At 46.5% G+C, this 24,220-nt stretch carries 23 protein-coding genes and 2 tRNA genes; 15 read left to right on the forward strand and 10 right to left on the reverse strand.

Annotation, left to right across the window (positions count from 1 at the left end; all coding sequences use genetic code 11):
• Positions 1-36 precede the first annotated feature (36 nt).
• The 4 genes from C8R30_RS08065 to crcB form a co-directional block, all read right to left on the reverse strand.
• Positions 37-1,494 carry a catalase gene (locus C8R30_RS08065; RefSeq protein ID WP_107789923.1) on the reverse strand — a complete coding sequence of 486 codons (1,458 nt, stop codon included), beginning with the start codon at positions 1,492-1,494 and terminating at the stop codon, positions 37-39.
• An 879-nt stretch (positions 1,495-2,373) separates the two neighbouring features.
• The gene (locus C8R30_RS08070; protein WP_107789924.1) at positions 2,374-4,449 is read right to left on the reverse strand and encodes a PhoX family protein; all 2,076 of its coding nucleotides are present in this window, start codon (positions 4,447-4,449) and stop codon (positions 2,374-2,376) included.
• A 124-nt stretch (positions 4,450-4,573) separates the two neighbouring features.
• Positions 4,574-4,891 (reverse strand): DUF190 domain-containing protein, encoded by a 318-nt coding sequence (locus tag C8R30_RS08075; protein WP_090668719.1) that lies wholly within the window; start codon positions 4,889-4,891, stop codon positions 4,574-4,576.
• Between the two features lie 18 nt (positions 4,892-4,909).
• Entirely contained in the window at positions 4,910-5,293 is a 384-nt protein-coding gene (gene crcB / locus C8R30_RS08080; protein ID WP_090668722.1) for a fluoride efflux transporter CrcB, read from the reverse strand.
• 169 nt (positions 5,294-5,462) lie between these two features.
• Here crcB and C8R30_RS08085 point away from each other — a divergent pair, with 169 nt between their 5' ends.
• A complete protein-coding gene (locus C8R30_RS08085; protein WP_090668725.1) occupies positions 5,463-7,226 on the forward strand; it encodes an ABC transporter transmembrane domain-containing protein in 1,764 nt (587 codons plus the stop codon).
• Positions 7,227-7,258: 32 nt separating this feature from the next.
• Here the strand turns inward: C8R30_RS08085 and C8R30_RS08090 are convergent, their stop codons facing one another.
• The 4 genes from C8R30_RS08090 to gpmA form a co-directional block, all read right to left on the reverse strand.
• Positions 7,259-8,032, reverse strand: coding sequence for a HesA/MoeB/ThiF family protein (locus tag C8R30_RS08090; protein WP_090668728.1), 774 nt, complete (start codon positions 8,030-8,032; stop codon positions 7,259-7,261).
• Between the two features lie 57 nt (positions 8,033-8,089).
• Entirely contained in the window at positions 8,090-9,520 is a 1,431-nt protein-coding gene (locus tag C8R30_RS08095; protein ID WP_107784006.1) for a S41 family peptidase, read from the reverse strand.
• 46 nt (positions 9,521-9,566) lie between these two features.
• Positions 9,567-10,790: a murein hydrolase activator EnvC family protein gene (locus C8R30_RS08100; RefSeq protein ID WP_090668734.1), complete on the reverse strand. Its 1,224-nt coding sequence runs from the start codon at positions 10,788-10,790 to the stop codon at positions 9,567-9,569.
• Between the two features lie 80 nt (positions 10,791-10,870).
• A complete protein-coding gene (gene gpmA / locus C8R30_RS08105) occupies positions 10,871-11,620 on the reverse strand; it encodes a 2,3-diphosphoglycerate-dependent phosphoglycerate mutase (protein WP_090668736.1) in 750 nt (249 codons plus the stop codon).
• 210 nt (positions 11,621-11,830) lie between these two features.
• Between gpmA and C8R30_RS08110 the strand changes: the two genes are divergently transcribed.
• The 9 genes from C8R30_RS08110 to C8R30_RS08150 all read left to right on the forward strand — a co-directional run bounded on the left by C8R30_RS08110 (position 11,831) and on the right by C8R30_RS08150 (position 17,144).
• Positions 11,831-12,250, forward strand: coding sequence for a rhodanese-like domain-containing protein (locus C8R30_RS08110; protein WP_090668739.1), 420 nt, complete (start codon positions 11,831-11,833; stop codon positions 12,248-12,250).
• A gap of 17 nt (positions 12,251-12,267) precedes the next feature.
• Entirely contained in the window at positions 12,268-12,525 is a 258-nt protein-coding gene (gene grxC / locus C8R30_RS08115) for a glutaredoxin 3 (RefSeq protein ID WP_090668742.1), read from the forward strand.
• A 45-nt stretch (positions 12,526-12,570) separates the two neighbouring features.
• On the forward strand, positions 12,571-13,047 hold the full coding sequence (secB, locus tag C8R30_RS08120; protein WP_090668745.1) for a protein-export chaperone SecB: 477 nt from the start codon (positions 12,571-12,573) through the stop codon (positions 13,045-13,047).
• On the forward strand, positions 13,047-13,520 hold the full coding sequence (locus C8R30_RS08125) for an SH3 domain-containing protein (protein WP_090668748.1): 474 nt from the start codon (positions 13,047-13,049) through the stop codon (positions 13,518-13,520). The genes secB and C8R30_RS08125 overlap by 1 nt, the downstream gene beginning before the upstream one ends.
• Positions 13,517-14,506 (forward strand): NAD(P)H-dependent glycerol-3-phosphate dehydrogenase, encoded by a 990-nt coding sequence (locus tag C8R30_RS08130; protein ID WP_090668751.1) that lies wholly within the window; start codon positions 13,517-13,519, stop codon positions 14,504-14,506. The genes C8R30_RS08125 and C8R30_RS08130 overlap by 4 nt, the downstream gene beginning before the upstream one ends.
• Positions 14,507-14,704: 198 nt before the next feature.
• Positions 14,705-14,977 carry an HU family DNA-binding protein gene (locus C8R30_RS08135; protein ID WP_090667244.1) on the forward strand — a complete coding sequence of 91 codons (273 nt, stop codon included), beginning with the start codon at positions 14,705-14,707 and terminating at the stop codon, positions 14,975-14,977.
• Between the two features lie 24 nt (positions 14,978-15,001).
• Positions 15,002-15,077 (forward strand) — tRNA-Val (locus C8R30_RS08140).
• A gap of 26 nt (positions 15,078-15,103) precedes the next feature.
• Positions 15,104-15,180 (forward strand) — tRNA-Asp (locus tag C8R30_RS08145).
• 83 nt (positions 15,181-15,263) lie between these two features.
• Positions 15,264-17,144 (forward strand): SurA N-terminal domain-containing protein, encoded by a 1,881-nt coding sequence (locus tag C8R30_RS08150; protein WP_090667246.1) that lies wholly within the window; start codon positions 15,264-15,266, stop codon positions 17,142-17,144.
• A gap of 65 nt (positions 17,145-17,209) precedes the next feature.
• On the opposite strand, the gene C8R30_RS08155 is transcribed toward C8R30_RS08150, so the two are convergent.
• On the reverse strand, positions 17,210-17,995 hold the full coding sequence (locus tag C8R30_RS08155; protein ID WP_107784002.1) for an enoyl-ACP reductase FabI: 786 nt from the start codon (positions 17,993-17,995) through the stop codon (positions 17,210-17,212).
• 340 nt (positions 17,996-18,335) lie between these two features.
• Between C8R30_RS08155 and C8R30_RS08160 the strand changes: the two genes are divergently transcribed.
• Together C8R30_RS08160 and C8R30_RS08165 are read left to right on the forward strand one after the other, a co-directional pair.
• Positions 18,336-20,513: an ABC transporter substrate-binding protein gene (locus C8R30_RS08160; protein ID WP_090667251.1), complete on the forward strand. Its 2,178-nt coding sequence runs from the start codon at positions 18,336-18,338 to the stop codon at positions 20,511-20,513.
• A gap of 26 nt (positions 20,514-20,539) precedes the next feature.
• On the forward strand, positions 20,540-21,517 hold the full coding sequence (locus C8R30_RS08165) for an ABC transporter permease (RefSeq protein WP_107784001.1): 978 nt from the start codon (positions 20,540-20,542) through the stop codon (positions 21,515-21,517).
• Between the two features lie 46 nt (positions 21,518-21,563).
• Here the strand turns inward: C8R30_RS08165 and C8R30_RS08170 are convergent, their stop codons facing one another.
• Complete coding sequence (locus tag C8R30_RS08170) at positions 21,564-22,202, reverse strand: DNA-3-methyladenine glycosylase family protein (RefSeq protein WP_107789925.1); 639 nt, start codon at positions 22,200-22,202, stop codon at positions 21,564-21,566.
• A 306-nt stretch (positions 22,203-22,508) separates the two neighbouring features.
• On the opposite strand from C8R30_RS08170, the gene mraZ reads away from it, so the two are divergent.
• The 3 genes from mraZ to ftsL are packed head-to-tail and all read left to right on the forward strand — an operon-like array spanning position 22,509 to position 24,219.
• On the forward strand, positions 22,509-22,955 hold the full coding sequence (gene mraZ, locus C8R30_RS08175; RefSeq protein WP_090667258.1) for a division/cell wall cluster transcriptional repressor MraZ: 447 nt from the start codon (positions 22,509-22,511) through the stop codon (positions 22,953-22,955).
• A 15-nt stretch (positions 22,956-22,970) separates the two neighbouring features.
• Positions 22,971-23,915, forward strand: a complete 945-nt coding sequence (gene rsmH, locus C8R30_RS08180) for a 16S rRNA (cytosine(1402)-N(4))-methyltransferase RsmH (RefSeq protein WP_107783999.1) — start codon at positions 22,971-22,973, stop codon at positions 23,913-23,915.
• A gap of 4 nt (positions 23,916-23,919) precedes the next feature.
• Complete coding sequence (ftsL, locus tag C8R30_RS08185) at positions 23,920-24,219, forward strand: cell division protein FtsL (RefSeq protein WP_090667489.1); 300 nt, start codon at positions 23,920-23,922, stop codon at positions 24,217-24,219.
• Position 24,220 lies beyond the last annotated feature (1 nt).

The following is a 24,220-nucleotide window of genomic DNA, read 5'->3' on the forward strand; positions in this document are numbered from 1 at the left end:
AAGCAAATTGATGCGACTCTCGAACGCAGTCTTAGTCTACTTTTTAATATCCTCCAATGCGATACCCAGTGCTTCAGCGATGCCTTTGCCATAGGCAGAATCAGCCTTCAGGCAGTTGGCGATATGCCGGATCTGGATTTCGCGTGGAATGCCGCCTATAGAACGCGCCGTATTCTCAAATAAAGCTTTTTGCTGTGAAAGTGTCATTAGACGGAACAGTGCACCCGGCTGAGAGTAATAGTCGGTATCTTCACGGTGATCCCAATGATCGGCGGCCCCATTCAGATCGAGTAATGGTTCGGCAAAACTGGGTTGTTCTTGCCATTCACCCAAACTATTGGGTTCATAGCCCTGGGCGCAACCAAAATTACCGTCTACCCGCATTGCACCATCGCGATGATAGCTATGGACAGGACATCGCGCTTGATTGACTGGGATTTGATGGTGATTAACCCCCAAGCGATAGCGTTGCGCATCTCCATATGAAAATAAGCGGCCTTGCAGCATCTTGTCTGGCGAGAAGCCGATGCCTGGCACGATATTGGCAGGATTGAAAGCAGCCTGTTCGACTTCGGCGAAATAATTTGCTGGATTGCGATTTAATTCCAGTATGCCTACTTCAATCAGCGGGAAATCACCGTGCGGCCACACTTTCGTAAGATCGAAAGGATTGTATGCTACCTTTGCGGTGTCTTCCTCAGGCATGACTTGGATACAAAACTTCCATTTTGGAAAATCACCACGTTCAATGGCAGCGTAGAGATCGCGCTGATGGCTTTCACGATCTTTGCCAATGAGTGTTTCAGCTTCTGTGTCCGTCAAGTTCTTGATGCCCTGCATCGATTTAAGATGGAATTTAACCCAAAACCGGTCGTTACCAGCATTGAGGAGGCTGAAAGTATGGCTGCCGAAACCGTGCATGTGACGGTAGGTTGCCGGAATGCCTCGATCGCTCATCACGATAGTGATTTGGTGTAACGCCTCTGGTAGCAATGTCCAAAAGTCCCAATTATTTTTTGCACTTCGCAGATTGGTGCAAGGGTCGCGTTTTACGGCATGATTCAAGTCGGGAAATTTCAGTGGATCGCGGAGAAAGAAGACGGGCGTGTTATTGCCGACTAAATCCCAATTGCCTTCTTCAGTATAGAATTTGACGGCAAATCCCCGGATGTCACGTTCGGCATCGGCTGCACCCCGTTCGCCTGCGACTGTGGAGAAGCGGGCGAATAAATCAGTTTTTTTGCCGACTTGAGAGAAAATTTTGGCTCGGGTATAGCGAGTGATATCGTGTGTCACGGTGAAGGTGCCGTAAGCCCCTGAGCCTTTGGCATGCATGCGCCGCTCCGGAATGACTTCACGATCAAAGTGAGCGAGCTTCTCGAGAAACCAAACATCCTGCAGCAACATCGGGCCCCGTGGACCCGCTGTCATGACATTCTGGTTATCAGCTACTGGACAACCAACGCTAGTAGTCAATTTCTTTTTGTCACTCATAGTTCACTCCTTCTCTGTTGTGGATCTGTGGGCTACTTCTAAAAGTTGACTTGGCGCATCCTACCTAACGCCTAAACACGCATCTTATGATTGAATTAAACCTGTATTCCTCAGCTGATCATTAGTATTTGATTTTAATATTATGAATAGAATAATCTTTCCGGCAATATCTGCCCTCGCCATTTGAGTTTAAGTCATAATTTCAATCCTACTATGAGATAAATATAGCGGCTGTCAGGCGAGCTGTATACCATTTATTGACAAAGCAGGCACATTCTTTGCTGACGGCGTATTTCGCATGAATTTTATGCCAGCGTCTCCGATAACATCTGAGGAAAGTATACCGTGCTTGGCGGACAAGACAGGTATGGTAATGAAAAAAAACAGCCGGCAGCTAACGACGCTGATTGCTTGATATTTTGGCTTCTCGTTAACTTGGTGACCGTGTCGGGATAATACAAGCCGGGTCATGGCCAGCTATGGATAGTTGGCAATTTTGTGTCTCGGCCGTCAGGATTACACGTCTTTCATGGTAGCAAGGGATCTTTGATGTCTCAGTCATGATTAGATCGGGGTCACGTACATAATTCGTTCCCCCGATAAGGGTGCTGTCCGAAAATAGGTCGATCTACTACGGACGAACCTGCCAGGCCGGATTTTCCGATCCTTTTCGTTAAATAGAACGACTATTCGCTTCAAATGATCGAAAATTCCAGCTCTGCCAGTTTTACCTTCGCTACGATCCCTATTCTCGGACAGCTTCCTAGTCGCACTACAAAATTAAAATCTAGCCAGGATCTGATGCCACATGCATTCTAAAATGCCCATATCGGACTCCGCCAACAACCTGGTCATCCCTATTATTTTTGCAGATCGTATTTACATACCGACGCTGCCGCCATCTTCACGCGTAACGATAACTGTTGCAGAGCGGGGGCGTGCTCCACTAGGGTTCGCAATTACCACAGGTTCGCCCGGGTGGGCGAAGATGTGACCATTGTCAGGCCAGTTACTGGTAAAGCTGTTGGGTGCAGAGCGGTCTCCGGGATGCTGAATATTGACGAACAAATTTTTGCCATCCGGGGTTGAAACTACACCCGTTACTTCGCAATCTTCTGCGCCGACGAAGAAGCGTTTGATCTCACCAGTCAATGGATTGGCGGCTAACATTTGATTGTTGCCGAAAGGCCCGCTGCTTTGCTGAGAGCCACTCATATCGGTTTGAATCCACAGGATACCATTTTGATCGATCCAGAGGCCGTCCGGGCTGGCGAAGATATTGTCTGGCGTTAATGCTGGGCCGCCTAGTTCTGGTAAAACCTGGCTATCGCCCTCAGGGCCGGCCAACACGAAAATATCCCATTTGAATTTTGTTGCCCAGGGCTGGTTGCCCTGCTCTTGCCAACGGATAATGTGGCCGTATGCATTGGGTGCGCGTGGATTGGCGGCACCGATGCCGCTTTCCGTGCGACTACTGTTATTGGTCAGCGTCATATAAACTTCGTAGGTTTGTGGGTGCACTGCACCCCACTCTGGGCGATCCATTTTGGTGGCGCCGACCACGTCAGCAGCCAACCGGGTGTTGACCAATACATCAGCCTGGTCAAGGAAGAATACCCCCTTGCTGAGTGACATCGCGTGGAAGTATCGGTTATTGATATCCAACGGAAGCCACTCCCCGGTGCCATCCTCGTTGAAACGCGCAACATACAGCGTACCATCATCCAGAATATCGCCCTTGACGTCTTTGTGGTAACGGGCTTTAGTTACAAATTTATAAATATACTCGTTCTGAGCGTCGTCACCTGAATAAAAAACAACAGGCCTGCCTGGTTGTGGCGGCGCAACCCAACATCCTTCGTGGGCAAAGCGGCCCATAGCAGTACGTTTGATAGGCTTTGTGCTCGGATCGAATGGGTCGATTTCCACAATCCAACCTTGCGTGTTGGGTTCATTACGGTAGTCTTTTGTCGCATTGCTTTCTTTTGTTGAGGCATCAAAGCGGATATATTCATCAGCACTACCTTGCGCAGTATCCCAACGGTAACGGCTATTGCTGGTGCTGATGCCATAGCGGCTATGTTCTCTTGGACGGGGAGTACGATTGACGAAATAACCTGCCCAGTTTTCTTCACAGGTCAGGTAGGTGCCCCATGGCGTATAACCGTGTCCGCAATTATTGATCGTGCCGCGTGCCTCTGTGCCGTTGGGGCTATACTTGGTTTTGACCAAATCGCTACCCCGCGCGGGACCGCGAATCTCCATCGATGTGCCTGCTGTTATCCGGCGGTTATAGGGGCCATTCACTACTTTCCAATCACCATTGGCTGGTTCTTTTTCAAGTTCGACAACGCTGACACCATGTGCGGCTATTTCTTTTCTGACTTCATCGGCGGGACGCTGTCCATCGACTAAGGTCGGACCGTGGGTGTGCAGAATATTAGGGTCGACATATTCATGATTGACGACCAGCAAACCATGGCCATTTGGATTATCCTCAAACGGGAAATAATGCATGCCATCATGATGTGCGCCCACTTGTTGTTCCTGGTCGGTACCTGAATTGGATGCGTCGGGCGCATAAGCAGGGTAATTGCCAGTAATCGGGGTGCCCCAGGGAATAATGACCTGTGCTTTGTAACCCGCAGGAATCGTGACCGTATCAGATCGGGTGACTGGGACGGCTTTGAAATTCAATGTGGGATTCAAGGTAAAAGAAGGCTTGGCAGGTACTGGCAGGCCGGTGGTAGAAGGATGTTTCTTTGCCTGCGCGTCTGCAAGCAATCCGGGAAGACCCAATATTCCGACAACCGCTGCACTTAGACTACCCGTCAGAACTTGACGGCGTGATAGTCTTTTTTCAAGTATCGTTGAAAAATGGGGATTATCGGAATGGTTACTCAGGGGTTCATCGCCATGATTGCTCTCTATTAAAGCATTATCTTGTTCGTTCATATCTCTCCTCACTTCACGAAAGTATTGATTGAGTGGGCAGTTATAAACGATGAAAATGATCGTTCTGTGACGTTTTTGTAAAGAATAGGTTGCAGAGCTATCCAATTGACCGGCGGTATGGCTATCAGTTTTCTCCGCTTACACCGTATTCGATGGGTATTTTGACATAGAAAACGTGGATATCTTCTTCATGCAATCGGGCAAACATGCGCTCGGCAGCGGCTTCACTGAGCGCCATCGTCAATTCGACGGGTTGTTCACTCAACTCGAAAAAATGGGCTGAATGCAGCTTGCCATCATGACCGAATCCTTGGCTCGCTGCTATCAATGTCGCACCGCTAATACCCAGTCTGCGCGCTTCCTGCAATAGCCATTCACCCAGGGGCAGCCCGCCATGTTTGCGAGATTGGTGTGTAAAAAAAGTCAGTTGATAACCATGCATGTTCTATTTCCTTGGATTTTAAGTGTTTTTGAAAAACGTAATGGTTGCTAGGCCGAGCACTGTCATCAACAGCGATCCAATGACATGTAAGCCAATGGCACTGGCCGCCCAGAGTAACCGACCTTGCTGAATGAGTGTGATGATTTCCGCAGAGAAGGTCGAAAAAGTGGTCAGTCCACCTAGAAAGCCGGTAATGATGAATAGGCGCCATTCAGGTGCAATTTCAGGATGGTTGGCGAAGAGCGCTAACGCGACACCGATCAGATAGCAACCCATATAATTGGCTATAAGCGTACCCAGTGGGATCGTTGGCATCAAGGCATTGAGGGCAATCCCAAGAAGCCAGCGCAGTACAGCGCCAAACGAGGCACCTATGCAGATAGCGATGATGGAATAAAACATAACTTAGATTTTGTACCGTAATCGATTTGTTAGAGGCTGTGTATGATAGGTTGTGCTACGATGGGGTTACAAGCCAATAGCTGCTTAATGTTTGTCCACAGTGGATAAGGTTAATCAACCGAGATCCCAGTGCTGCCGGGCAGTTTCTTTCATCCATGGTTGTTTCCAAATGATTAAGTTTTTGCAATCCTTTCATGCACACTGGCAAAAAGCCAAAACGGTGATGGCGTTTATTGCCCCTTACAAGCGGCAAGTCGCTTACAGTCTTGTAGCGCTATTTTTTACGGCAACCATTATGCTCTCCATTGGGCAAGGTATACGGTTGTTGATCGACCGCGGCCTGGCGACGCACTCGGCCGAATTGCTAACGCAATATATGGTGATGTTTATTTTACTTATTATCGCGCTCGCTGTGGGAACCTATACCCGCTATTACTGGGTGACCTGGCTGGGTGAACGCGTGGTGGCCGATATACGCTGCAAGGTATTTGATCATTTGATTAATTTGCACCCTGGGTTTTTTGAGAACAATCGCAGCCTTGAAATTCAGTCTCGTTTGACTGCCGATATGACGTTGCTCCAGACCGTTATCGGTTCTTCTGTTTCCGTGGCGTTGCGGAATTTTGTAATGATGTTGGGTGGAATCGTTTGGCTTTTTATCACCAATGCCAAGTTGACGGCACTTGTTTTGATCAGTGTGCCGTTGGTCATCACGCCTATTTTGTTATTTGGCCGCAGGGTGCGTCGCTTGTCTCGTCAAAGCCAGGATAGGATCGCTGCGGTAGGGGCTTATATCGGGGAGATACTGGGGCAAATAAAAACCGTACAGGCCTATAACCACCAGGAAATCGATAAGCGTATCTTTCAGCGACATGTCGAAGATGCCTTTACCACCGCTAAGGAGCGAACTGTTCAACGTGCCTTATTGATATCAGTAGTCATCATTCTGGTGTTCGGTGCGGTAGGCTTGGTGCTTTGGGTGGGGGGTATGGACGTAATTGCCGGGCAAATCAGTGGCGGTGAATTGGCGGCATTTGTTTTTTACAGTGTCATTGTCGGTTCTGCGGTTGGCTCAATTTCGGAAGTATTGGGAGAGTTGCAACGTGCGGCGGGTGCTGCAGAGCGGACAGTAGAATTATTATCTGCCCCAAGTCTAATCATATCGCCGGAGAATCCAGTATCTTTGCCGGTGGTCGCGGGACGTATTGAAATCGACCGTTTGTGTTTCGCCTATCCATCTCGTCCTGATGTACTTGCCATTAACGACCTGTCGTTGGCGATTAAGGCAGGTGAGATGCTCGCTTTGGTGGGTCCCTCGGGAGCAGGCAAGTCGACCTTGTTCGATTTATTACTGCGTTTCTTCGATCCTCAGTCAGGTTCAATAAGATTGGAAGGTATCGATATCCGCCAGTTGGAAATAACATCTTTGAGAGCCTGTTTCGCATTGGTATCACAAAACCCAGTTCTATTTTATGGCAGCATAGACGAAAACCTTCGCTATGCCCGTCCGGATGCCTCCGATGCTGAAATCGAGTCGGCGGCAAGGGCAGCGTATGCGCATGAATTTATCATTAGCCTTCCGCTAGGTTATCGAACTCAGTTGGGTGATGCTGGATTGGGTTTGTCAGGTGGGCAGAAACAGCGCATTGCGATTGCGCGTGCAATTCTGGCGGATGCGCCGATCTTGCTGCTGGATGAGGCGACGAGCGCATTGGATGCGGAAAGTGAATATTGGGTTCAGCAAGCCTTGTTTAAGCTCATGGCTAAACGAACTACGATTGTAATCGCACATCGGCTGAGTACCGTCAAATCCGCTGATAGAATCGCCGTGCTCAATCATGGGCGCCTGGAAGCATTGGGGACGCATACCGAATTGATGGCAAGCAGTCATTTATATGCGCGATTGGCATCACTACAGTTTGAGGTGCAATGATGCAAGACGTCTATATGCCATTCGAATGAATTTCAGTTAATTTTTCTTGGTGCAGTAGAACCGCATACTGTGCATGCTGGATCTTTTTTGAGGTTAATCGTTCGCCATTTCATGCCCAGTCCGTCGAGTAAGAGCAGACGTCCATTGAGTGTTTCACCGATTCCAAGCAGTACTTTGATCGTTTCGGCAGCTTGAGTACAGCCAATGATCCCTGCCAGGGGGGCAAATACGCCCATGGTGGCACAGTGGAGGTTATCGTCCTCACCCTCACCTTCGAGAGGAAATAGACAGTGATAGCAAGGATTGTGACTATAACGTAAATCAAATACCGACACTTGCCCTTCGAAGCGCACGACGGCGCCTGAGATTAATGGTTTTTTATGAAGAATGCATGCACGGTTGATAGTATGGCGAGTTGTAAAATTGTCACTGGCATCGACAACGGCGTCAACAGAAGGAAGCAAGTCCAACAGCGTATTTTCGGTTACTCGTTCGTGGCGAGTGAGAACCTCAATTTCCGGATTGATCTGATTGAGTGTCTTTTTGGCCGATTGAGTCTTGGCCAGTCCTATCGCATCATTCGTATGGATGATTTGTCTTTGTAGGTTGGTAAGATCGACAACGTCATGATCGCAGATGATGATTTTACCGATGCCGCTGGCAGCGAGATAAAGTGCTGCGGGGGAACCGAGTCCACCCGCGCCTATGATCAGAATACTTGATTGTGTTAGCCTTTCTTGCCCGCGTACATCAATCTGAGGCAATAAAATGTGCCGGCTGTAGCGCAGTAACTGATGATCATTCACGATCCCGCTAAGTCCAACGATCCAGCTACTGCTTTACGCTAGCTATACCAAAATCGGCTAACTGCTTGTCTTTGCGGTGCTGGTCGGTTTTCTTTTGGTGCCTGCATTGACACTTTTGAGATGTTCGATCGCTCTGCCCAGAAGAACATCATCATTTGAGCCGAATTCTACGGGAGCACTTTTTTTCTTGCTCTTGGTTTTCTTGTTTTTGGATTTGTTTTCTGAAGCATTCGATGATTTTGGCACACTGGTCATCCCGGCTTCTTCGTCTTTATTGCTACGCAAGTGCCGATTGAGGTCTGATTCCCGCAATTGCCGAGAGGCGTCATCAGTTTCGTCGATAATATCAGGCGTGATGCCTTTTGCTTGAATAGATTGCCCGTTTGGCGTGAAGTAGCGGGCTGTCGTTAATTTGATAGCCGTATTGTTGCCAAGTGGAAGAATCGTTTGCACGGAACCTTTGCCAAACGTCTGGGTTCCCATGACGATGGATCGCTTATGATCCTGTAATGCGCCTGCGACGATTTCAGATGCCGAAGCCGATCCGCCATTTACAAGCGTAACCATTGGCACTGTTTTAACTTCGGGCGGCAGAGACGTTAGGTAATCTTTGCCCGTTCCTCGCAAATAGTGTTCAGGGCTTGCAAAAAGTCGCATTTTTGCGTCATTGGTGCGCCCTTCTGTATAAACAACGAGTGCGTTTGCAGGAAGAAATGCTGCTGAAACAGCAACTGCGCTGTTGAGTAATCCGCCGGGATCGTTTCGTAAATCAAGTACAAGTCCTTTCATAGGTACTTTACTTTCTTTGAATAATTTTTCGATGGCTTGCACTAAGTTTTCGCCAGTATGTTCTTGGAATTGTGTGACACGTAAATAGCCGTAGCCAGGCTCGACTAACTTCGATTTGACGCTTTCGATTTTGATGATGGCGCGGACTAAAGTAAATTCCAGCGGCTCTGTTTCACCTTCCCGCGCAATCGTGAGTGTGATGGAGGTATCGGGTTTGCCTCGCATGCGCTTGATGGCTTCGTTGAGCGTTAAACCTTTGACTGCAGTATCATCGAGCTTAATGATTAAATCACCTGTTTTGATGCCTGCTCGAAATGCGGGCGTATCCTCAATCGGGGAAATGACTTTAACGAGGCCATCTTCCATCGTTACTTGAATGCCGAGCCCACCAAATTCGCCTTGGGTGCCAATTTGTAATTCTTTGTATTCTTCGCTATCTAAGTAGGCAGAATGCGGATCTAAACCGACGAGCATGCCATTGATGGCTTCCGTGATCAATTTCTTGTCATCAACAGGTTCCACATAATCGCTCTTGATTCGACCAAATACTTGTGTAAACGCGCGTAGTTCTTCGATCGGGAGAGGGGGCAGCTCAGCCTTGAGTGTTTTGTCGGCGACGGCAGAAAAATTGAGACTGATCATGACTCCGGCAATCACACCGAAGAGGATTAAACTGAGTTTTTTTACAAAATTATGCATCACGTATTCTCCGCACCTATCAACTAGTACAATGTTACCCAAAATTTCATTCTATTTTTACCCAAGTGAGCGGGTCAAATGGTGTTCCCTGGTGTCTCAGCTCAAAGTATAAACCTGATTCACGATGCCCACCGCTATTTCCTACAGCAGCAATAGTATCACCACCTTGAACGCTATCACCGACGCGCTTGTAAATGGTTTCATTGTAGCCGTAAAGACTCATGTAGCCGTTTCCATGATCAAGAATCATGAGATTACCAAACCCACGCAACCAATCAGCAAAGACAACTTGCCCACCCGCAATTGCTTTTACTTCACCACCATTCGGGGAGCGTATGAATAACCCTCTCCATTTAACACCTCCCTCTTGCCGTGGACTGTTAAAACGATGAACAAGTTCCCCTCGCACGGGCAGCCGTAACTGACCTTTCAACGATGCAAAGGTACGGCCGCTGCCTGAAGCATCAGGAAGTGTGCGGTTATGCAACGAATGAGGTGGAGCGTGGGATGAAGTAGTTCGCTCAGATTTTTTTTGAGCGAGCAATTTATTGATTTCTTTTATAAGATTGGCAAGACGCTGCTCATCGTTTTTAAGCTTGCTAATTTCCTGTTGCTGCAGAGTGATTTCTTTAGAGAGATTGGCAAGCACTTTTTCACGTTTGATTTTTTCTTGCTCAAGCTGAAGTTTGCGTTTGGCCTGATCAGCTTGGATTTGTGCAATCTCTTCCATTTTTTCGCGGCTTTGGCGAGTGAGTATTTCGAGCTGCTCGTGCTGGTCACGTAAAGCATTAATGTTTTCTAAGCGCGCCCGCTTCAAATAACCGTAATAATAGAGGTTGCGCGCAATTTGATTGGGATCTTGTTGGCTGAGTAATAATCTTAAGTAGTCCTGCTGACCATTCAGATATTGATAGTAGAGCATGGTGCCAAGTGACGTTTGGTGTAATTTTATCTCGTCTTGAATTTGCCTGGACTGATCCAGTAACCTGCTGAGGCTATTATTGGCTTCAATGTGCCGTTGTGAAAGCTTAGCCAATATTCGGTTGTTTTCACTAATGGCGCGTTCAGAACTGCGCAAAGCATCTGCCGCTTCCGATTTGGATACCTCCTTACTCGCCAAATCTTTTTGTAAAGATTTGATGTGACTTTGAAGCTGTTTTAAATTGTCTTTGGTTGCCTGAGGGTTTGCATAAAGCAAGCTCGTGCATATTAGCGCAAAAATACACGTAAGAATTTGGCGCAGTAAGATGCTTGCACGATGATACATCATTTATTTCAAAGATCGCGCCCAATGCATAGAAATTTAAAAAAGTGTCTAGAGTCGAACAAATTATATAAGTAGTTGCTGTTCTATATGTGAGCTTTCGCTTGATTTGTCACCGCAAGCATGGCTTCTTCGATCTCTGCAGAGTTGCCGAGATAATAGTTGCGAATAGGCTCTAAATTATCGTCGAGTTCGTAGACCAGCGGAACGCCAGTAGGAATATTATAGTGAACGATAGCATCATCAGACACTTTATCTAGATATTTTATTAGCGCACGCAACGAATTACCATGCGCTACAATAATGATGCGCTGTCCTGATTTTACTTGAGGGACTATCGTTTGATCCCAGTAGGGTAAAAATCGAATGACGGTATCCTTGAGACTCTCGGTCAAAGGAATTTCTTCGGGAGTCAAATGGCTATAGCGAAGATCAAAGCCAGGATAACGTCCATCATCATTCGTCAATGCAGGTGGTTGAGTATCGTAGCCGCGACGCCATAATAGGACTTGCTTGTCGCCATAGCGTGCCGCGGTTTCCGCTTTGTTTAAACCCTGTAGTGCACCATAATGCCGTTCATTTAGCCGCCAAGTCAGATTGACGGGCACCCACATTTGATCCATTTGATCAAGGGTGATCCAAAGCGTGCGGATAGCGCGTTTCAATACGGAAGTGTAAGCAATATCAAAGACAAATCCATTCTCACGTAGAATTTGGCCGGCAGATCTAGCTTCCTCCATTCCTTTGGGTGTTAAATCTACATCAGTCCAGCCGGTAAAACGATTTTCCTTATTCCAGATGCTTTCTCCATGCCGCAGGAGAACGAGTTTTTTCATGTTGACCTTCAAAGAAGAAGCGAGTGATTTTTAAAAGCAGCAGATACATGAGATTTTATTATATTTTGGCTAAGAAAGCAGCAATCATGTTGTGGTCTCTTAATTTGCTTTTTTGCAGTGTTTGCTGCTTTTAGGAGATGGAGATTCTTGAATACTTTGGTAAACTAGTAGGTTATTAACGAAGATGGGAATAGGGAAGAGCACTTAAAGATGGAATCGACTTTTATTCAGGACAATATTTTTTTTATTATCGCTGCTATGATGAGCGGCGGGATGCTGCTGTGGCCAGTACTTTCACGCAATGCCGCTAAGGAAGTGGATTTTCAGCAAGCCATTAAGATGATCAATTACGAGGACGGGTTATTGCTCGATGTTAGAGATGATAACGAATACGCCGAGGGTCATCCTCCGAATGCTAAGCATATTTCTGTGGAAAGAATCAGCGAACGCTGGCAAGAGCTGGAGAGCTTTAAAGATAAACCAATCATTGTGATTTTTCGCCCCGGCATACGCGCAGGGCATGCTGGTACGGTGCTTCGTAAGAATGGTTTTAAGAAAGTTTTCAATTTGAATGGTGGAATCGATACATGGCGACGCGAAAATCTGCCTATGGTCAAAAACAGTAAATAAGTGGAAATAAGATACCTATGGCAAAAGTGGTGATGTATGTGTCGGGTTTTTGTCCCTATTGCGCTATGGCGGAGAAGTTATTGAAATCTAGGGGTGTTGAGGAGATAGATAAAATCAGGGTGGATTTGCATCCTGAACAACGCACTGAAATGATTAAAAAGACTGGGCGCAGAACAGTACCGCAAATCTATATCGGGGAAACCCATGTAGGCGGTTATGATGATCTTGCACAGCTTGATCAGCAAGGAGGCATCACTAGGCTGCTATCGACTTGAATTTGAAATGTTATAAATTTCTATATAATCCAATTGGAAGCTAATATGAGTGAGCAACAACCCGTTTTTGCTATTGAGAAAATCTATGTCAAGGATCTTTCTCTAGAAATTCCCAATGCGCCACGTATTTTTCTTGATCGTGAAGCGCCCGAGATCAACTTGCAGCTCAATGCGCAGGATACATGTATAGAGGGGGACATCTACGAGGTTCTCTTGACAATTACTGTTACGGCGCGTGTTAAGGAGAAAACCATGTTTCTGGTCGAAGCGCATCAAGCGGGGATTTTTCGGATACGAAACGTCCCTGAGAATGATGTCAGCCCGGTACTGGGAATCGTATGTCCCAATATCTTATTTCCTTATTTGCGTGAAACAGTATCAGATATCGTGATACGAGCTGGTTTTCCTCCGGTTCTTCTCAATCCGGTCAATTTTGAAGCCATTTATCATCAGAAGAAACAACAGACTGAATCAAAAGATGGCGTGGATCCCAATGCGCCTGTAAAAGAAAACATTCATTGATGGGAGCGCTTTTATTACCAAAAAGAAACTTAGGTACGGGTTTCTTTTTGTTTTTATTGGTGGTTTTTTCACGTCTGGGGCTAGCCGCAGAAGCAGAGTTTTTATCTGTCTCGGAGCAGGCTGTCACAATGTATGATGCGCCCTCACTCAATGCTGAAAAATTATACGTAGCAAGCCTTTATTTGCCGCTGGAAGTGGTGGTGAAAGTAGAGGGATGGGTTAAAGTACGCGACAGTAGCGGTACTTTGGCATGGGTGGAAAGAAAATTTTTAAGCGATAAACGCTATGTGATTGTAACAGCACACCTGGCGAGCATTTATCAATTGCCTGATAGTTATTCTCCACTGCTTTTTCAGGCACAAAGGAATGTGGTGATGGAATGGCTGGGCACTGAGACGAGTGAATGGGTTAAGGTGCGTCATCGCGACGGCCGGATTGGGTTTGTCAGGTCTGCTCAAGTCTGGGGTTCATGAGAATTGCGATTCTGGGTGCGGGTGCCTGGGGCACAGCGCTGGCGATCAATCTTGCGCTGAGCCATCAAGTAACGCTGTGGATAAGAGATCCGAATCAGCTGCGTCCACTCGTGGCTAAACGGATCAATCAGCGTTATCTTCCTGATTTTCCTCTTCCTGAAGCTGTTCAGTTAACGTCAGAGCTCGATGTGGCCACTTATACGGCTGATTTGGTTCTGGTTACGGTGCCTATTGCTGGATTGCGTGAGCTATTACTGAGAATTCACGCGATGGGTAAAGCATTGCCGATCATCCTTGGGTGTAAGGGATTCGAGGCGCACTCTTCTATGTTGCCCCATCAAGTCTTGCGCGAAGTGTGTGCGATGGGGGCGCCCTTTGGTATTTTATCGGGCCCGAGTTTTGCCCAGGAAGTGGCGCAGGGTTTGCCCACAGCGCTTACATTGGCATCGGATGATGAATCGTTTACTAAATGGGTTGCGAGTGAGATTCACACAGCTTATCTGCGAATATATTTGAGCGGTGATGTGATCGGTGTCGAGACAGGTGGCGCTGTGAAAAATGTGATTGCTATCGCGACTGGGATATCCGATGGAATGCGTTTGGGTAACAATGCACGCGCTGCTTTAATTACCCGTGGATTGGCAGAAATTACCCGTTTGGGGGTTGCATTAGGTGGCTGTAAAGAAACATTTATGGGATTGGCTGGCATGGGCGATCTCATTCTGACTTGTACGGGAGAAATGTCGCGTAACCGGCGGGTAGGTATGATGTTGGCGCAGGGGCAGCCATTACCGGATATTTTGCAAAAAATCGGACATGTTGCAGAAGGTGTGCATACAGCACAAGAAGCGCAGCAAATGGGCCGGAAGCTAAAAATCGAGATGCCGGTAACACAAGCCGTATTTAGCATTCTTTATGAGAATATGTCGGCAGAGGCGGCGGTAAAAAAAATACTTAATCGCGAGCCAAAAACAGAGTTTGATTAATTCCCTCCTTGTAGGGGTGACCTGATAATTTTCATTTTTTTGAGTTTTTGTCTGTATTTCGACGGAATCAGTCCTGATAATAAGAAATTTTTTGCTAATCACTTGACCATGCGCAAATGGCTTGATATAAGGGCATCTGCAGGACTTTCTATTTGTGATTTAACTACCGATAACCCAAATAACACAAAGGGGAATTAAATGAATAAATCTGATCTGATCGATGCTATTGCAAAGTCTGCCGGTATTTCTAAAGCATCTGCGGGAGATGCTTTAAATGGTGCTTTATCAGCGATCAAGGCTGCACTTAAAAAAAATGAAAGTGTTACATTGGTTGGATTTGGAACCTTCAAAGTAGGGAAAAGAGCTGCTCGTACGGGACGTAACCCGCGTACTGGCGCTGCTATAAAAATCAAAGCAGCGAAAGTGCCAAAATTCACCGCTGGTAAAGCGCTCAAAGATGCAGTAAACTAAGCGCCTTCTTGCGAAGTATAGGTTGGGTGCTTAGCTCAGCTGGTAGAGCGTCGCCCTTACAAGGCGAATGTCGGCGGTTCGATCCCGTCAGCACCCACCAAGACCAGCACTGGTTGTTAAAACTTAGGAGTGGTAGTTCAGTTGGTTAGAATACCGGCCTGTCACGCCGGGGGTCGCGGGTTCGAGTCCCGTCCACTCCGCCAATATTCTGTTTGATTGGGTAAAAATATATAGTCTCTATAGTCAGTCTTGCCTTCACCCACTCTTATTTCACTGGATCTACGCTGTGTTTGATTTTGTACATCGAAAAAAGACGATTGTTCAGATTATTTTATTGATAGCGGTTTTGCCGTTTATGTTTTGGGGTGTGCAATCTTATCGCACCGAGGGACAAGCGAGCTATGTCGCGGTTGTCGAAGGTGAAGAGATACAGCGAAGAGAATTCGAACAAGCGCTCAGGAATCAACATGAGAATATGCGCACTATGCTCGGGGAAAACTTCGATAGTGCGATGTTTGATAACCCAGAGATGCGGTTGGCAGTTTTGGAGAATTTAATTCAACGAAAGTTATTATTGCGCGAGGCGGTTAATGTTGGATTGACCGTATTGGATTCACAATTGGCACGCGAGATCCAAAGTATTTCAGCTTTTCAGGATGATCAGCAATTCTCCTACCAACGTTATGAGGAATTGTTGCGCCGTCAGGAAATGACACCAGCGATGTTCGAATCGCGTGTAAGTGCTGAGATTATGCAGCAGCAATTACTCGAAGCGATTGCAAAAAGTGCGGTGGTTTCGGAGAAGGTAGCCAAAAACGTAGCTTACCTAAGCGAAGTAAAGCGCGAGATAAACCAGGTTAAAATCGAACCTGAGCAATTTATTTCTCAAGTTACTCCGGACGAAGCTTCAATACAATCGTATTACGATAATCATCAGTCCGAATTTCTATTGCCTGAGCGTGTCAGGATTGAATACTTGGTGCTGTCCTTAGATGAACTAGCGCAGCAAGAAGATGTAACGACCGATGAAATTCAGAATTATTATGAAACGCACCAGAGCGAATTTGGCCAGGAAGAAGAACGTCAGGCAAGTCATATTTTGATAGCGGTATCCGAAACCGCGTCTGATGAGGAGAAAGCAGAGGCACGCGCTAAAGCAGAGGAATTATTATCTCAGCTAGAAGATGAACCGGAGAAGTTTGCAGAGCTGGCGAGCGAATATTCTGAGGATCCTGGTTCGGCAAAATTAGGAGGCGATCTGGGCTTTTTAAGACGTGGTATTTTGGTTAAGGAGTTTGAGGATACGCTTTTTGAAATGGCACCCGATGAAATTCGTGGGCCTATCCAAACTGCTTTTGGTTTTCATATTATCAAACTTGCTGCTATAAAACCTGCCGATGTTATTCCACTGGAAGAAGTCAGCGCTGATATTGAGCGCGAGCTAAAACGACAGAAAGCTGCAAGTCGTTTTGGTGAGATTGCCGAAGATTTTAGCAACACAGTTTACGAGCAAAGCGATACTTTGCAACTTGCTGCAGAACAGTTTGGATTGTCGATCAAACGAAGCGAATGGGTCGATAAAAATACGAAAGAACCTGCTGTTATCGCTAATCGGAATTTGCTGCAAGCTGTTTTCTCGGATGATGCCATCATCGATAAACGTAACACCGAAGCGATAGAGGTTATGCCAGATACGTTTGTTTCTGCCAGGGTATTGGAGCATAAACCCTCTGCAATTCAATCGTTGGATGTCGTTAGAGACCAAGTCGTAGCCCGCGTTAAACAGCAGCTTGCCACCGAGATGGCGGAGAAAGAAGGTAAGGAAAAGCTTGCTATGTTACAGGCAGGGGAAGAAGTTGCTCTTGACTGGGGAGAGGCTAAAGAGGTTTCTTACATGCAATCGCAAGGTATGGATGTAGATGCGTTGCGTGCTATCTTCCGGGCGGAAGTAGACAAATTGCCGGCTTATACCGGTGTTGCAGGATCAGATGGTAGCTTTAATTTGATTCGTATAAATCGTACTACTGAGCCAGATTTATCCGATCAAGCTCGGTATCAGGCATTTAGTGGTCAATTAAAGCAAATGCTTGTTCAAGAAGAAATCACATCCTATCAGACGGGGCTCCGGCAGCGGTATGATGTGAAGATACGCGAAGAGAGCTACTGATAGGCGGTAATTGTCGAGATGAGCAAGGAGCTGCTTTGAGCGTGAGTGTGCAAGTATGCAGGGCATTATCCATCTAAATCGAAAGCAACGGTATTGAAGCCCGCATCGACATAGGTAATTTCTCCTGTAATTCCGCTTGCTAAGTCGCTGCAAAGAAAAGCTGCAACATTACCGACTTCTTCGGTTGTGACGTTTCTCCGTAAAGGAGCAACTTTCTCGGCGTAACCGAGTAGTTTTCCAAAATTCCCGATACCTGCTGCTGCCAGTGTTTTTATGGGGCCAGCCGAAATGGCATTCACGCGTATACCTTTTTTACCTAAGCTGGATGCCATGAAACGCACGTTTGCTTCTAGGCTGGCTTTGGCCAGGCCCATGACATTATAGTTTGGCATTACACGAACAGCGCCTAAATAGCTTAGTGTGAGTAGAGCGGCATTTCTACCTTGCATCAGGGGTAACCCTGCTTTAGCCAATGCGGTGAAGCTATATGAACTGACATCATGGGCGATATGAAAAGCTTCACGATTAACGTTTTCCAGATAATCGCCTGTCAGCGATTCGCGGGGTGCAAACGCGATTGAATGTACGATGCCATCAAGGCCGTCCCACTCTTTTGCCAAATTCTCAAAACATTGGGTGATTTCAATATCGTTTCTCACATCGCAAGGGAATAGCAAGTGACTGTCGAAATCATTCGCCAGCTTCGCTACGCGTTCTTTGACATCTTCTCCTTGGAAAGTAAAAGCCAATTGAGCCCCTTCGCGTTTCATACTCTTGGCTATGCCATAAGCGATCGAGCGATTGCTGAGCATGCCGGTTATGAGAATACGTTTGTTGTTTAGAAATCCCATGTGATGTCCTTCTTTTTGTAAAATTTACATTATTATAGCTCAAGGATTGCGACTAAGGCGTAAGTCAGACCTGACTGCTTTGCGAATGGTGGGCAAGGAGAGATTAATCTCACTCTTAGCAAAGAAAAATTTAAATGGTAGGTGTGGATAGTGCGCTTGCGTGTCGAAAGGTGTATTGATGACTTTATCGCCCGTTGGATAATTCTGCTGCTTGGTCTCGTTGCGCCTTGTATCAACAGTCGACGAGTGTGCTTTCACCCCTCTTTGCAATTGCAGGCGTAATTTTTACGGCTTTCTCTAATGATGGACATCTTGTCTCTTTTTTTAAGGATTTCTTAAAATGAATCCATTGGTTGTATTCATCTTGATCTTGACGTTAACGGGTTGCAGTGATGCGTTGTGGAACAACCCCTATCCAAGTGAAGATGCGGGTAAAAATATACTTTATAACGCTTTTGCCGAACGCCCTAAGCATCTCGATCCCGTTCAATCTTATAGTTCTAATGAAATATTGTTTACTGCTCAGATATATCAGCCGCCTTTGCAGTACCATTACTTGAAACGGCCCTTTACTTTGATTCCGCAGACGGTGGACATCATGCCCATGGTGCATTATTACGACGAAGCGGGAAATAGGTTGCCAACTGAAAGTGATCCTGCGGCTATTGCCTACTCCATTTACGAAATTTCATTGAAGCGTGGGATTTATTATCAACCCCATCCCGCATTTGCCAGAGATGAACTAGATGCTTTTCTTTACCACAACCTGACGCAAAAAGAGTTGCAAGACATTTTCAAGCTTGCCGATTTTTCTGAGCAGGGAACACGGGAATTGTTGGCCGAAGACTATATTTATCAGATCAAGCGTCTGGCGCATCCGCGGCTGCATTCTCCGATCTTCGGCTTAATGGCTGAATACATCATAGGGCTTAAGGAATATGCCGAGGTGCTCAGGAAAGAAGTGGAAGCTTTGCCAAGAGAGGGTTATCTCGATTTGCGCAAATTTCCCTTGGAAGGGGTGGAAGTGGTGGATACGCATACTTATCGCATCAAAATAAGAGGCAAATACCCCCAGTTCATTTATTGGCTGGCAATGCCTTTTTTTGCGCCCATACCGTGGGAAGCCGATCGTTTCTATTCGCAGGCCGGGATGGCTGAAAAAAATATCACGCTAGACTGGTATCCTGTTGGAACAGGGCCTTATATGCTAACCGAGAATGATCCTAATCGTGTCATGATTCTAGAAAGAAATCCTCATTTCACAGGAGAATACTACCCAACTGAAGGAATGCCCGATGACGTGGAAAGTGGCTTGTTGAAAGATGCGGGCAGGCCCATCCCATTCATCGACAAGGTAGTGTTCAGTCGTGAGCGCGAGAGTATACCCCGATGGAATAAGTTCTTGCAGGGATACTACGATGCTTCTGGAATCAGCTCGGATAGCTTTGATCAGGCAGTACAATTGACCGGACAAGGTGAAGCAACGGTGACAGAGGCAATGAAGGCGCAAGGCATTCGCTTGGAAACTGCAGTAGCACCTTCCACTTATTACATGGGCTTCAATATGCTTGATCCGGTTGTGGGGGGGCGCACCGAGCAAGAAAAGGCTTCGGCGCGTAAGCTGAGGCAAGCGATTTCGATTGCAGTGGATTACGAAGAGTATGTTTCAATTTTTGCCAATGGTCGGGGTATTCCGGCGCAAGGGCCTATTCCGCCCGGCATTACGGGGTATCGGGAAGGAAAAGAGGGTATCAACCCCCTTGTGTATCGTTGGCAGGATGGAAAAGCGCAACGCAGACCTATAGAGGAGGCTAAAGCATTGTTGGCGGAAGCTGGCTATCCGAATGGTATCGATAGAAAAACCGGAACGCCGCTTGTGCTGTATTTTGACGTCACGGCACGTAGTGTGGATGATAAGTCGATGCTTGACTGGATGCGAAAACAGTTCAGAAAGATCGATATTCAGTTGGTAGTACGGAGCACTGATTACAATCGTTTTCAGGATAAAATTCGTAAGGGTAATGCGCAGATTTTCGAGTGGGGCTGGAATGCAGATTATCCCGATCCTGAAAACTTCTTGTTTCTGCTGTATGGTCCTCAGCGAAAAATGGGCAATCATAGTGGAAACAATGCTGCCAATTACGACAATCCCGAATATAACCGGCTGTTTGAACAAATGGAAAAAATGGAGGATAGTCAAGAACGAGAGCAAATCATCGATCGTATGGTGGCTATTCTGCGAGAAGATGCGCCCTGGTTGTGGGGTTTTCATCCAATGGATTATGCGCTGTATCATGCCTGGTTCCAGAATGTTAAACCCAACAAACAGTCATATAACAATATGAAGTATTTGCGCATCGATCCCGTTTTGCGTGAGCAGAAACGGCGTGAATGGAATCAGCCGGTGATATGGCCAATTGGTACGGGAGTGGCTGTACTGGTGATGAGTCTGATCCCGGGATTTATTGCTTATCGCCGCCGAGAAAGAAAAATCGAGCTCAGGAAACTGTCTGCCTAACTAAATAAAACCTTTTTTGAGTCAGCATGCTTAACTATATTATTAGACGAGTACTCTATGCGATTCCTATTCTAATAGGCGTGAATCTCATTACTTTCACACTCTTTTTCGTGGTGAATACGCCCGATGATATGGCGAGGATGCATTTGGGCGTCAAGCATGTGACCGATGAAGCCATTGTGAAATGGAAACAGGAACGAGGTTACGACAAACCTTTGTTATATAACCCGGAGTTGGCGGGGCTAAGCAAATTGACCGATACGATTTTCTTTGAGAAATCGGTTGCCATGTTCGTTTTTGATTTTGGCCATGCTGATGATGGTCGCGATATTGCCTATGAAATCAAATCACGGATGATGCCTAGTTTGGCGATCGCGCTGCCGGTTTTTCTGCTGGGTTTGCTCGTTTATATTACATTTGCGCTAGTGATCGTATTTTTTCGCATGACTTACATCGATTTTTGGGGTGTGGTGTTATGCGTGGCGCTCATGTCGATCTCAAGTCTTTTTTATATTATTGGCGGACAGTTTCTGGTGAGTAAATTATGGCATTTAGTGCCGATTTCTGGCTATGGCAGTGGCTTGGATGCAGGTAAATTTTTGATCTTGCCTATTATCATCGGTGTTGTGAGTAGCGCGGGAGCGAATGTGCGTTGGTATCGCACAATTTTTCTTGAAGAAATGAATAAAGAGTATGTTCGTACTGCGCGTGCAAAAGGTTTGCCGGAGAGTATCGTGTTGTTCAGGCATGTGTTGAAGAACGCTTTAATTCCTATTTTGACGGGTGCGGTCGTCGTCATTCCGCTTTTATTTCTTGGCAGTTTGATCGTTGAATCATTCTTTGGTATACCGGGACTCGGTAGCTATACGATCGAAGCGATCAATTCACAGGATTTCGCTGTTGTGCGGGCAATGGTGTTTCTTGGATCGCTGTTGTATATCATCGGCCTGATTTTTACGGATATATCGTATACGCTGGTTGATCCAAGGATTAGATTGCAGTAAGTCAGTCGTGCCTGCGTGCACCATGGTAATGGCTGGTGAGGCAAGACTAATAATCGACAGGAATGGGATCAAGACTACGCCACAAATACCAAGTTGCCACCGTTCGCCAAGGACGCCAATTGATTGCAATGCTTTGCAGCATACTTTTTTCTATCGGTTGTTCACGATTGTAATGGATGCTGACAGCTCGCTGTAACCCTATGTCATCGACTGGTAAAACATCCGGCCGCTGCATATAGAAAATCAAAAACATTTCAGCTGTCCAGCGACCAATGCCTCTTATCTGTACGAGGTGCGAAATCAGCGCTTCGTCACTCATTTTTTGCCAAATTGCTTCATTGTATCCCTCGTCTAGGAAATGCCTAGATAAATCCTGTAGGTAGCTTATTTTTCTACTAGATAAACCGCATGACCGCAGCGTTTCAGTATTGGTATTGATCAGATGCGCAGGGGTGACTTCCATCAAAGCCATGGAGAGCTTTTGCCATGTGCTGGCAGCGGCTTTTACCGATATTTGCTGGCCAATTATGGCTCGAGCCAATGTGACGAAAGCATTGCCGCGAGATTGGGGTGCTGAGTCGCTGAATTGTGTGATGAGCCGTTGCATGACCAGGTCGCGTTTTGCTAACTCATGTGTCGCCTGCGCCCAAAATGTGGGCAAGGTCTGCTGTGTCTGTAAAACCATATAGCACTATTCCTATGGGTTGCTGATCTGAAAAAGCATTTACTCGTAAATGGCGCATTTTACATGATGTGCTGCTGATATTATTTGGCGATATTTTGTCAACCTTGAGTTTATCTTGTTTATTTATAAGGGTTTATTTCTTTCTACTTAAGTCTTTGTCGCTAAAGTAAAAATGTAAAGTTTTTTACTTGACTGAGCTCATTTTTTTGATTAGAGTGGCAAAAAGTGGGGGAAAGGGTAGGAAAGTGGGAAGGTGTGGTGAGCCTTTGGGGTAAATAAAGAACCCGGCAAAGATAAAGGGATGACATGTTTCGTGGTGTTACACAATTATGCTTGGATAGCAAAGGCAGATTTGCGGTACCCGCGAAGTATCGTGACGAGTTACTTTCAAGTTGCAACGGTAATTTGGTAATTACAGTTGACCGCTCCAGATGCCTGTTGATTTATCCCCAACCTGCTTGGGAGCCCATCGAAAAGAAATTAAACAGTCTTTCTAGTTTTAAACCGCAAATCCGTAGCCTGCAACGCCTAATTGTGGGTAACGCATGTGATGTTGAAATGGATAGCGTGGGGCGAATACTGGTCGCGTCACCCTTGCGGCAGTTTGCGGAGTTGACCAAGGATATCGTGCTAGTAGGACAGGGTGAAAAATTTGAGTTATGGGATGCTGATAAATGGAATCAGGTGATTGAAGCTGCGCTCGATTTCAAAGATGACGATATCCCTTCTGAGCTTGATGGTTTCTCGTTGTAATGGCGCGCTATAGCTGTGCATTTGCCGGTTTTGCTCAATGAGGCGGTGGATGCGCTTCACATAAAAGAAGATGGAGTGTATGTCGATGGCACGTTTGGAGGGGGAGGGCATAGTCGGCTCATTTTGTCCCGGCTGGGTAAAAAAGGCCGTTTGATTGCATTTGATAAAGATTTGTCGGCAGTGACAATTGCAAGACAAATCGAAGATGAACGGTTCAGTATGAGGCATAGCAGTTACGCCAAAATACGCGAAGAATTACAAGTGCTGAAGATTGATCGACTCGATGGCGTGCTGTTGGATCTAGGGGTATCGTCGTTTCAGCTGGATGAAGAGGTACGTGGTTTTAGCTTTCGCTTAGAGGGCCCGCTAGACATGCGCATGGATACGAGTCATGGAGAAACAGCGGCGGAATGGATTAATACTGTAACAGAATCACAATTGGAAGAGGTGATTAGGAGCTATGGCGAAGAACGGTATGCTAAGCAGGTTGCAAGAGCAATTGTTGTGGCAAGAACACGGCAGCGCATTTCTACCACGATTCAGCTTGCCGAGATCGTGGCAGCGGTCGTGCGCGCGTGTGGGTATCAGCGGGGGAGTAAGCAGCATCCGGCGACGCGTACTTTCCAAGCGATACGGATTTATCTCAATAAAGAGCTCGAAGAGCTATCGTTGACACTGCCGCAATGCGTAGATTTATTGAATCCGGGGGGGCGGTTGGTCGTGATCAGCTTTCACTCATTGGAAGACCGCATCGTAAAACGTTTTCTGCGCAAAGAGGCGAGTCAGGATAATTTGCCACACAAGCTTCCTTTGCGGGATAAGGAAGTGAGAGCGTTGAGTTCTCAGCGACTGCAAATCGTAGGAAAGGCGCTGCGCCCGAGCGCGCGGGAGATAGCGGAGAACCCACGAGCGAGAAGCGCAGTCATGCGTGTCGCTGAAAGAATCATGATTAATGGGTAAAGGTATGGTTAAGCTGAATATTTTTCTGATTATGATTCTTGTTGTTTGTGGATTGGGTATCGTGACTTCACAGCACGAAGCACGAAAATTATTTATGGCGCTTGAAAAGGAGCAAGAGCTGACGGACCAGCTGGGTATAGAGTGGAATCAGTTGTTGCTAGAGCAGAGAACTTGGGCAATGCATGGGCATGTCGAGAAAATCGCGAGAGAGCAACTCAACATGGTCGTCCCTTCTCCGCAAAGTATTCATATTATCTTGCCTGCTTCTTCCGCAGATTCGGATTATCCTTCGGAGTCCCGTTGAG

This window comes from Nitrosomonas nitrosa (assembly GCF_003051105.1).
Classification (GTDB): Bacteria; Pseudomonadota; Gammaproteobacteria; order Burkholderiales; family Nitrosomonadaceae; genus Nitrosomonas; species Nitrosomonas nitrosa.

What these genes read in the sequence shown, in the direction of transcription:
- C8R30_RS08070 (WP_107789924.1), bottom strand. Translation starts at nt 4,449, where the DNA reads ATGAACGAACAAGATAATGCTTTAATAGAGAGCAATCATGGCGATGAA.
- C8R30_RS08160 (WP_090667251.1), top strand. Translation starts at nt 18,336, where the DNA reads ATGAATCCATTGGTTGTATTCATCTTGATCTTGACGTTAACGGGTTGC.
- C8R30_RS08125 (WP_090668748.1), top strand. Translation starts at nt 13,047, where the DNA reads ATGGGAGCGCTTTTATTACCAAAAAGAAACTTAGGTACGGGTTTCTTT.
- C8R30_RS08165 (WP_107784001.1), top strand. Translation starts at nt 20,540, where the DNA reads ATGCTTAACTATATTATTAGACGAGTACTCTATGCGATTCCTATTCTA.
- C8R30_RS08100 (WP_090668734.1), bottom strand. Translation starts at nt 10,790, where the DNA reads ATGATGTATCATCGTGCAAGCATCTTACTGCGCCAAATTCTTACGTGT.
- crcB (WP_090668722.1), bottom strand. Translation starts at nt 5,293, where the DNA reads ATGTTTTATTCCATCATCGCTATCTGCATAGGTGCCTCGTTTGGCGCT.
- ftsL (WP_090667489.1), top strand. Translation starts at nt 23,920, where the DNA reads ATGGTTAAGCTGAATATTTTTCTGATTATGATTCTTGTTGTTTGTGGA.
- C8R30_RS08135 (WP_090667244.1), top strand. Translation starts at nt 14,705, where the DNA reads ATGAATAAATCTGATCTGATCGATGCTATTGCAAAGTCTGCCGGTATT.
- grxC (WP_090668742.1), top strand. Translation starts at nt 12,268, where the DNA reads ATGGCAAAAGTGGTGATGTATGTGTCGGGTTTTTGTCCCTATTGCGCT.
- C8R30_RS08110 (WP_090668739.1), top strand. Translation starts at nt 11,831, where the DNA reads ATGGAATCGACTTTTATTCAGGACAATATTTTTTTTATTATCGCTGCT.
- gpmA (WP_090668736.1), bottom strand. Translation starts at nt 11,620, where the DNA reads ATGAAAAAACTCGTTCTCCTGCGGCATGGAGAAAGCATCTGGAATAAG.
- C8R30_RS08095 (WP_107784006.1), bottom strand. Translation starts at nt 9,520, where the DNA reads ATGCATAATTTTGTAAAAAAACTCAGTTTAATCCTCTTCGGTGTGATT.
- secB (WP_090668745.1), top strand. Translation starts at nt 12,571, where the DNA reads ATGAGTGAGCAACAACCCGTTTTTGCTATTGAGAAAATCTATGTCAAG.
- C8R30_RS08065 (WP_107789923.1), bottom strand. Translation starts at nt 1,494, where the DNA reads ATGAGTGACAAAAAGAAATTGACTACTAGCGTTGGTTGTCCAGTAGCT.
- C8R30_RS08170 (WP_107789925.1), bottom strand. Translation starts at nt 22,202, where the DNA reads ATGGTTTTACAGACACAGCAGACCTTGCCCACATTTTGGGCGCAGGCG.
- C8R30_RS08085 (WP_090668725.1), top strand. Translation starts at nt 5,463, where the DNA reads ATGATTAAGTTTTTGCAATCCTTTCATGCACACTGGCAAAAAGCCAAA.
- C8R30_RS08155 (WP_107784002.1), bottom strand. Translation starts at nt 17,995, where the DNA reads ATGGGATTTCTAAACAACAAACGTATTCTCATAACCGGCATGCTCAGC.
- mraZ (WP_090667258.1), top strand. Translation starts at nt 22,509, where the DNA reads ATGTTTCGTGGTGTTACACAATTATGCTTGGATAGCAAAGGCAGATTT.
- C8R30_RS08075 (WP_090668719.1), bottom strand. Translation starts at nt 4,891, where the DNA reads ATGCATGGTTATCAACTGACTTTTTTTACACACCAATCTCGCAAACAT.
- C8R30_RS08130 (WP_090668751.1), top strand. Translation starts at nt 13,517, where the DNA reads ATGAGAATTGCGATTCTGGGTGCGGGTGCCTGGGGCACAGCGCTGGCG.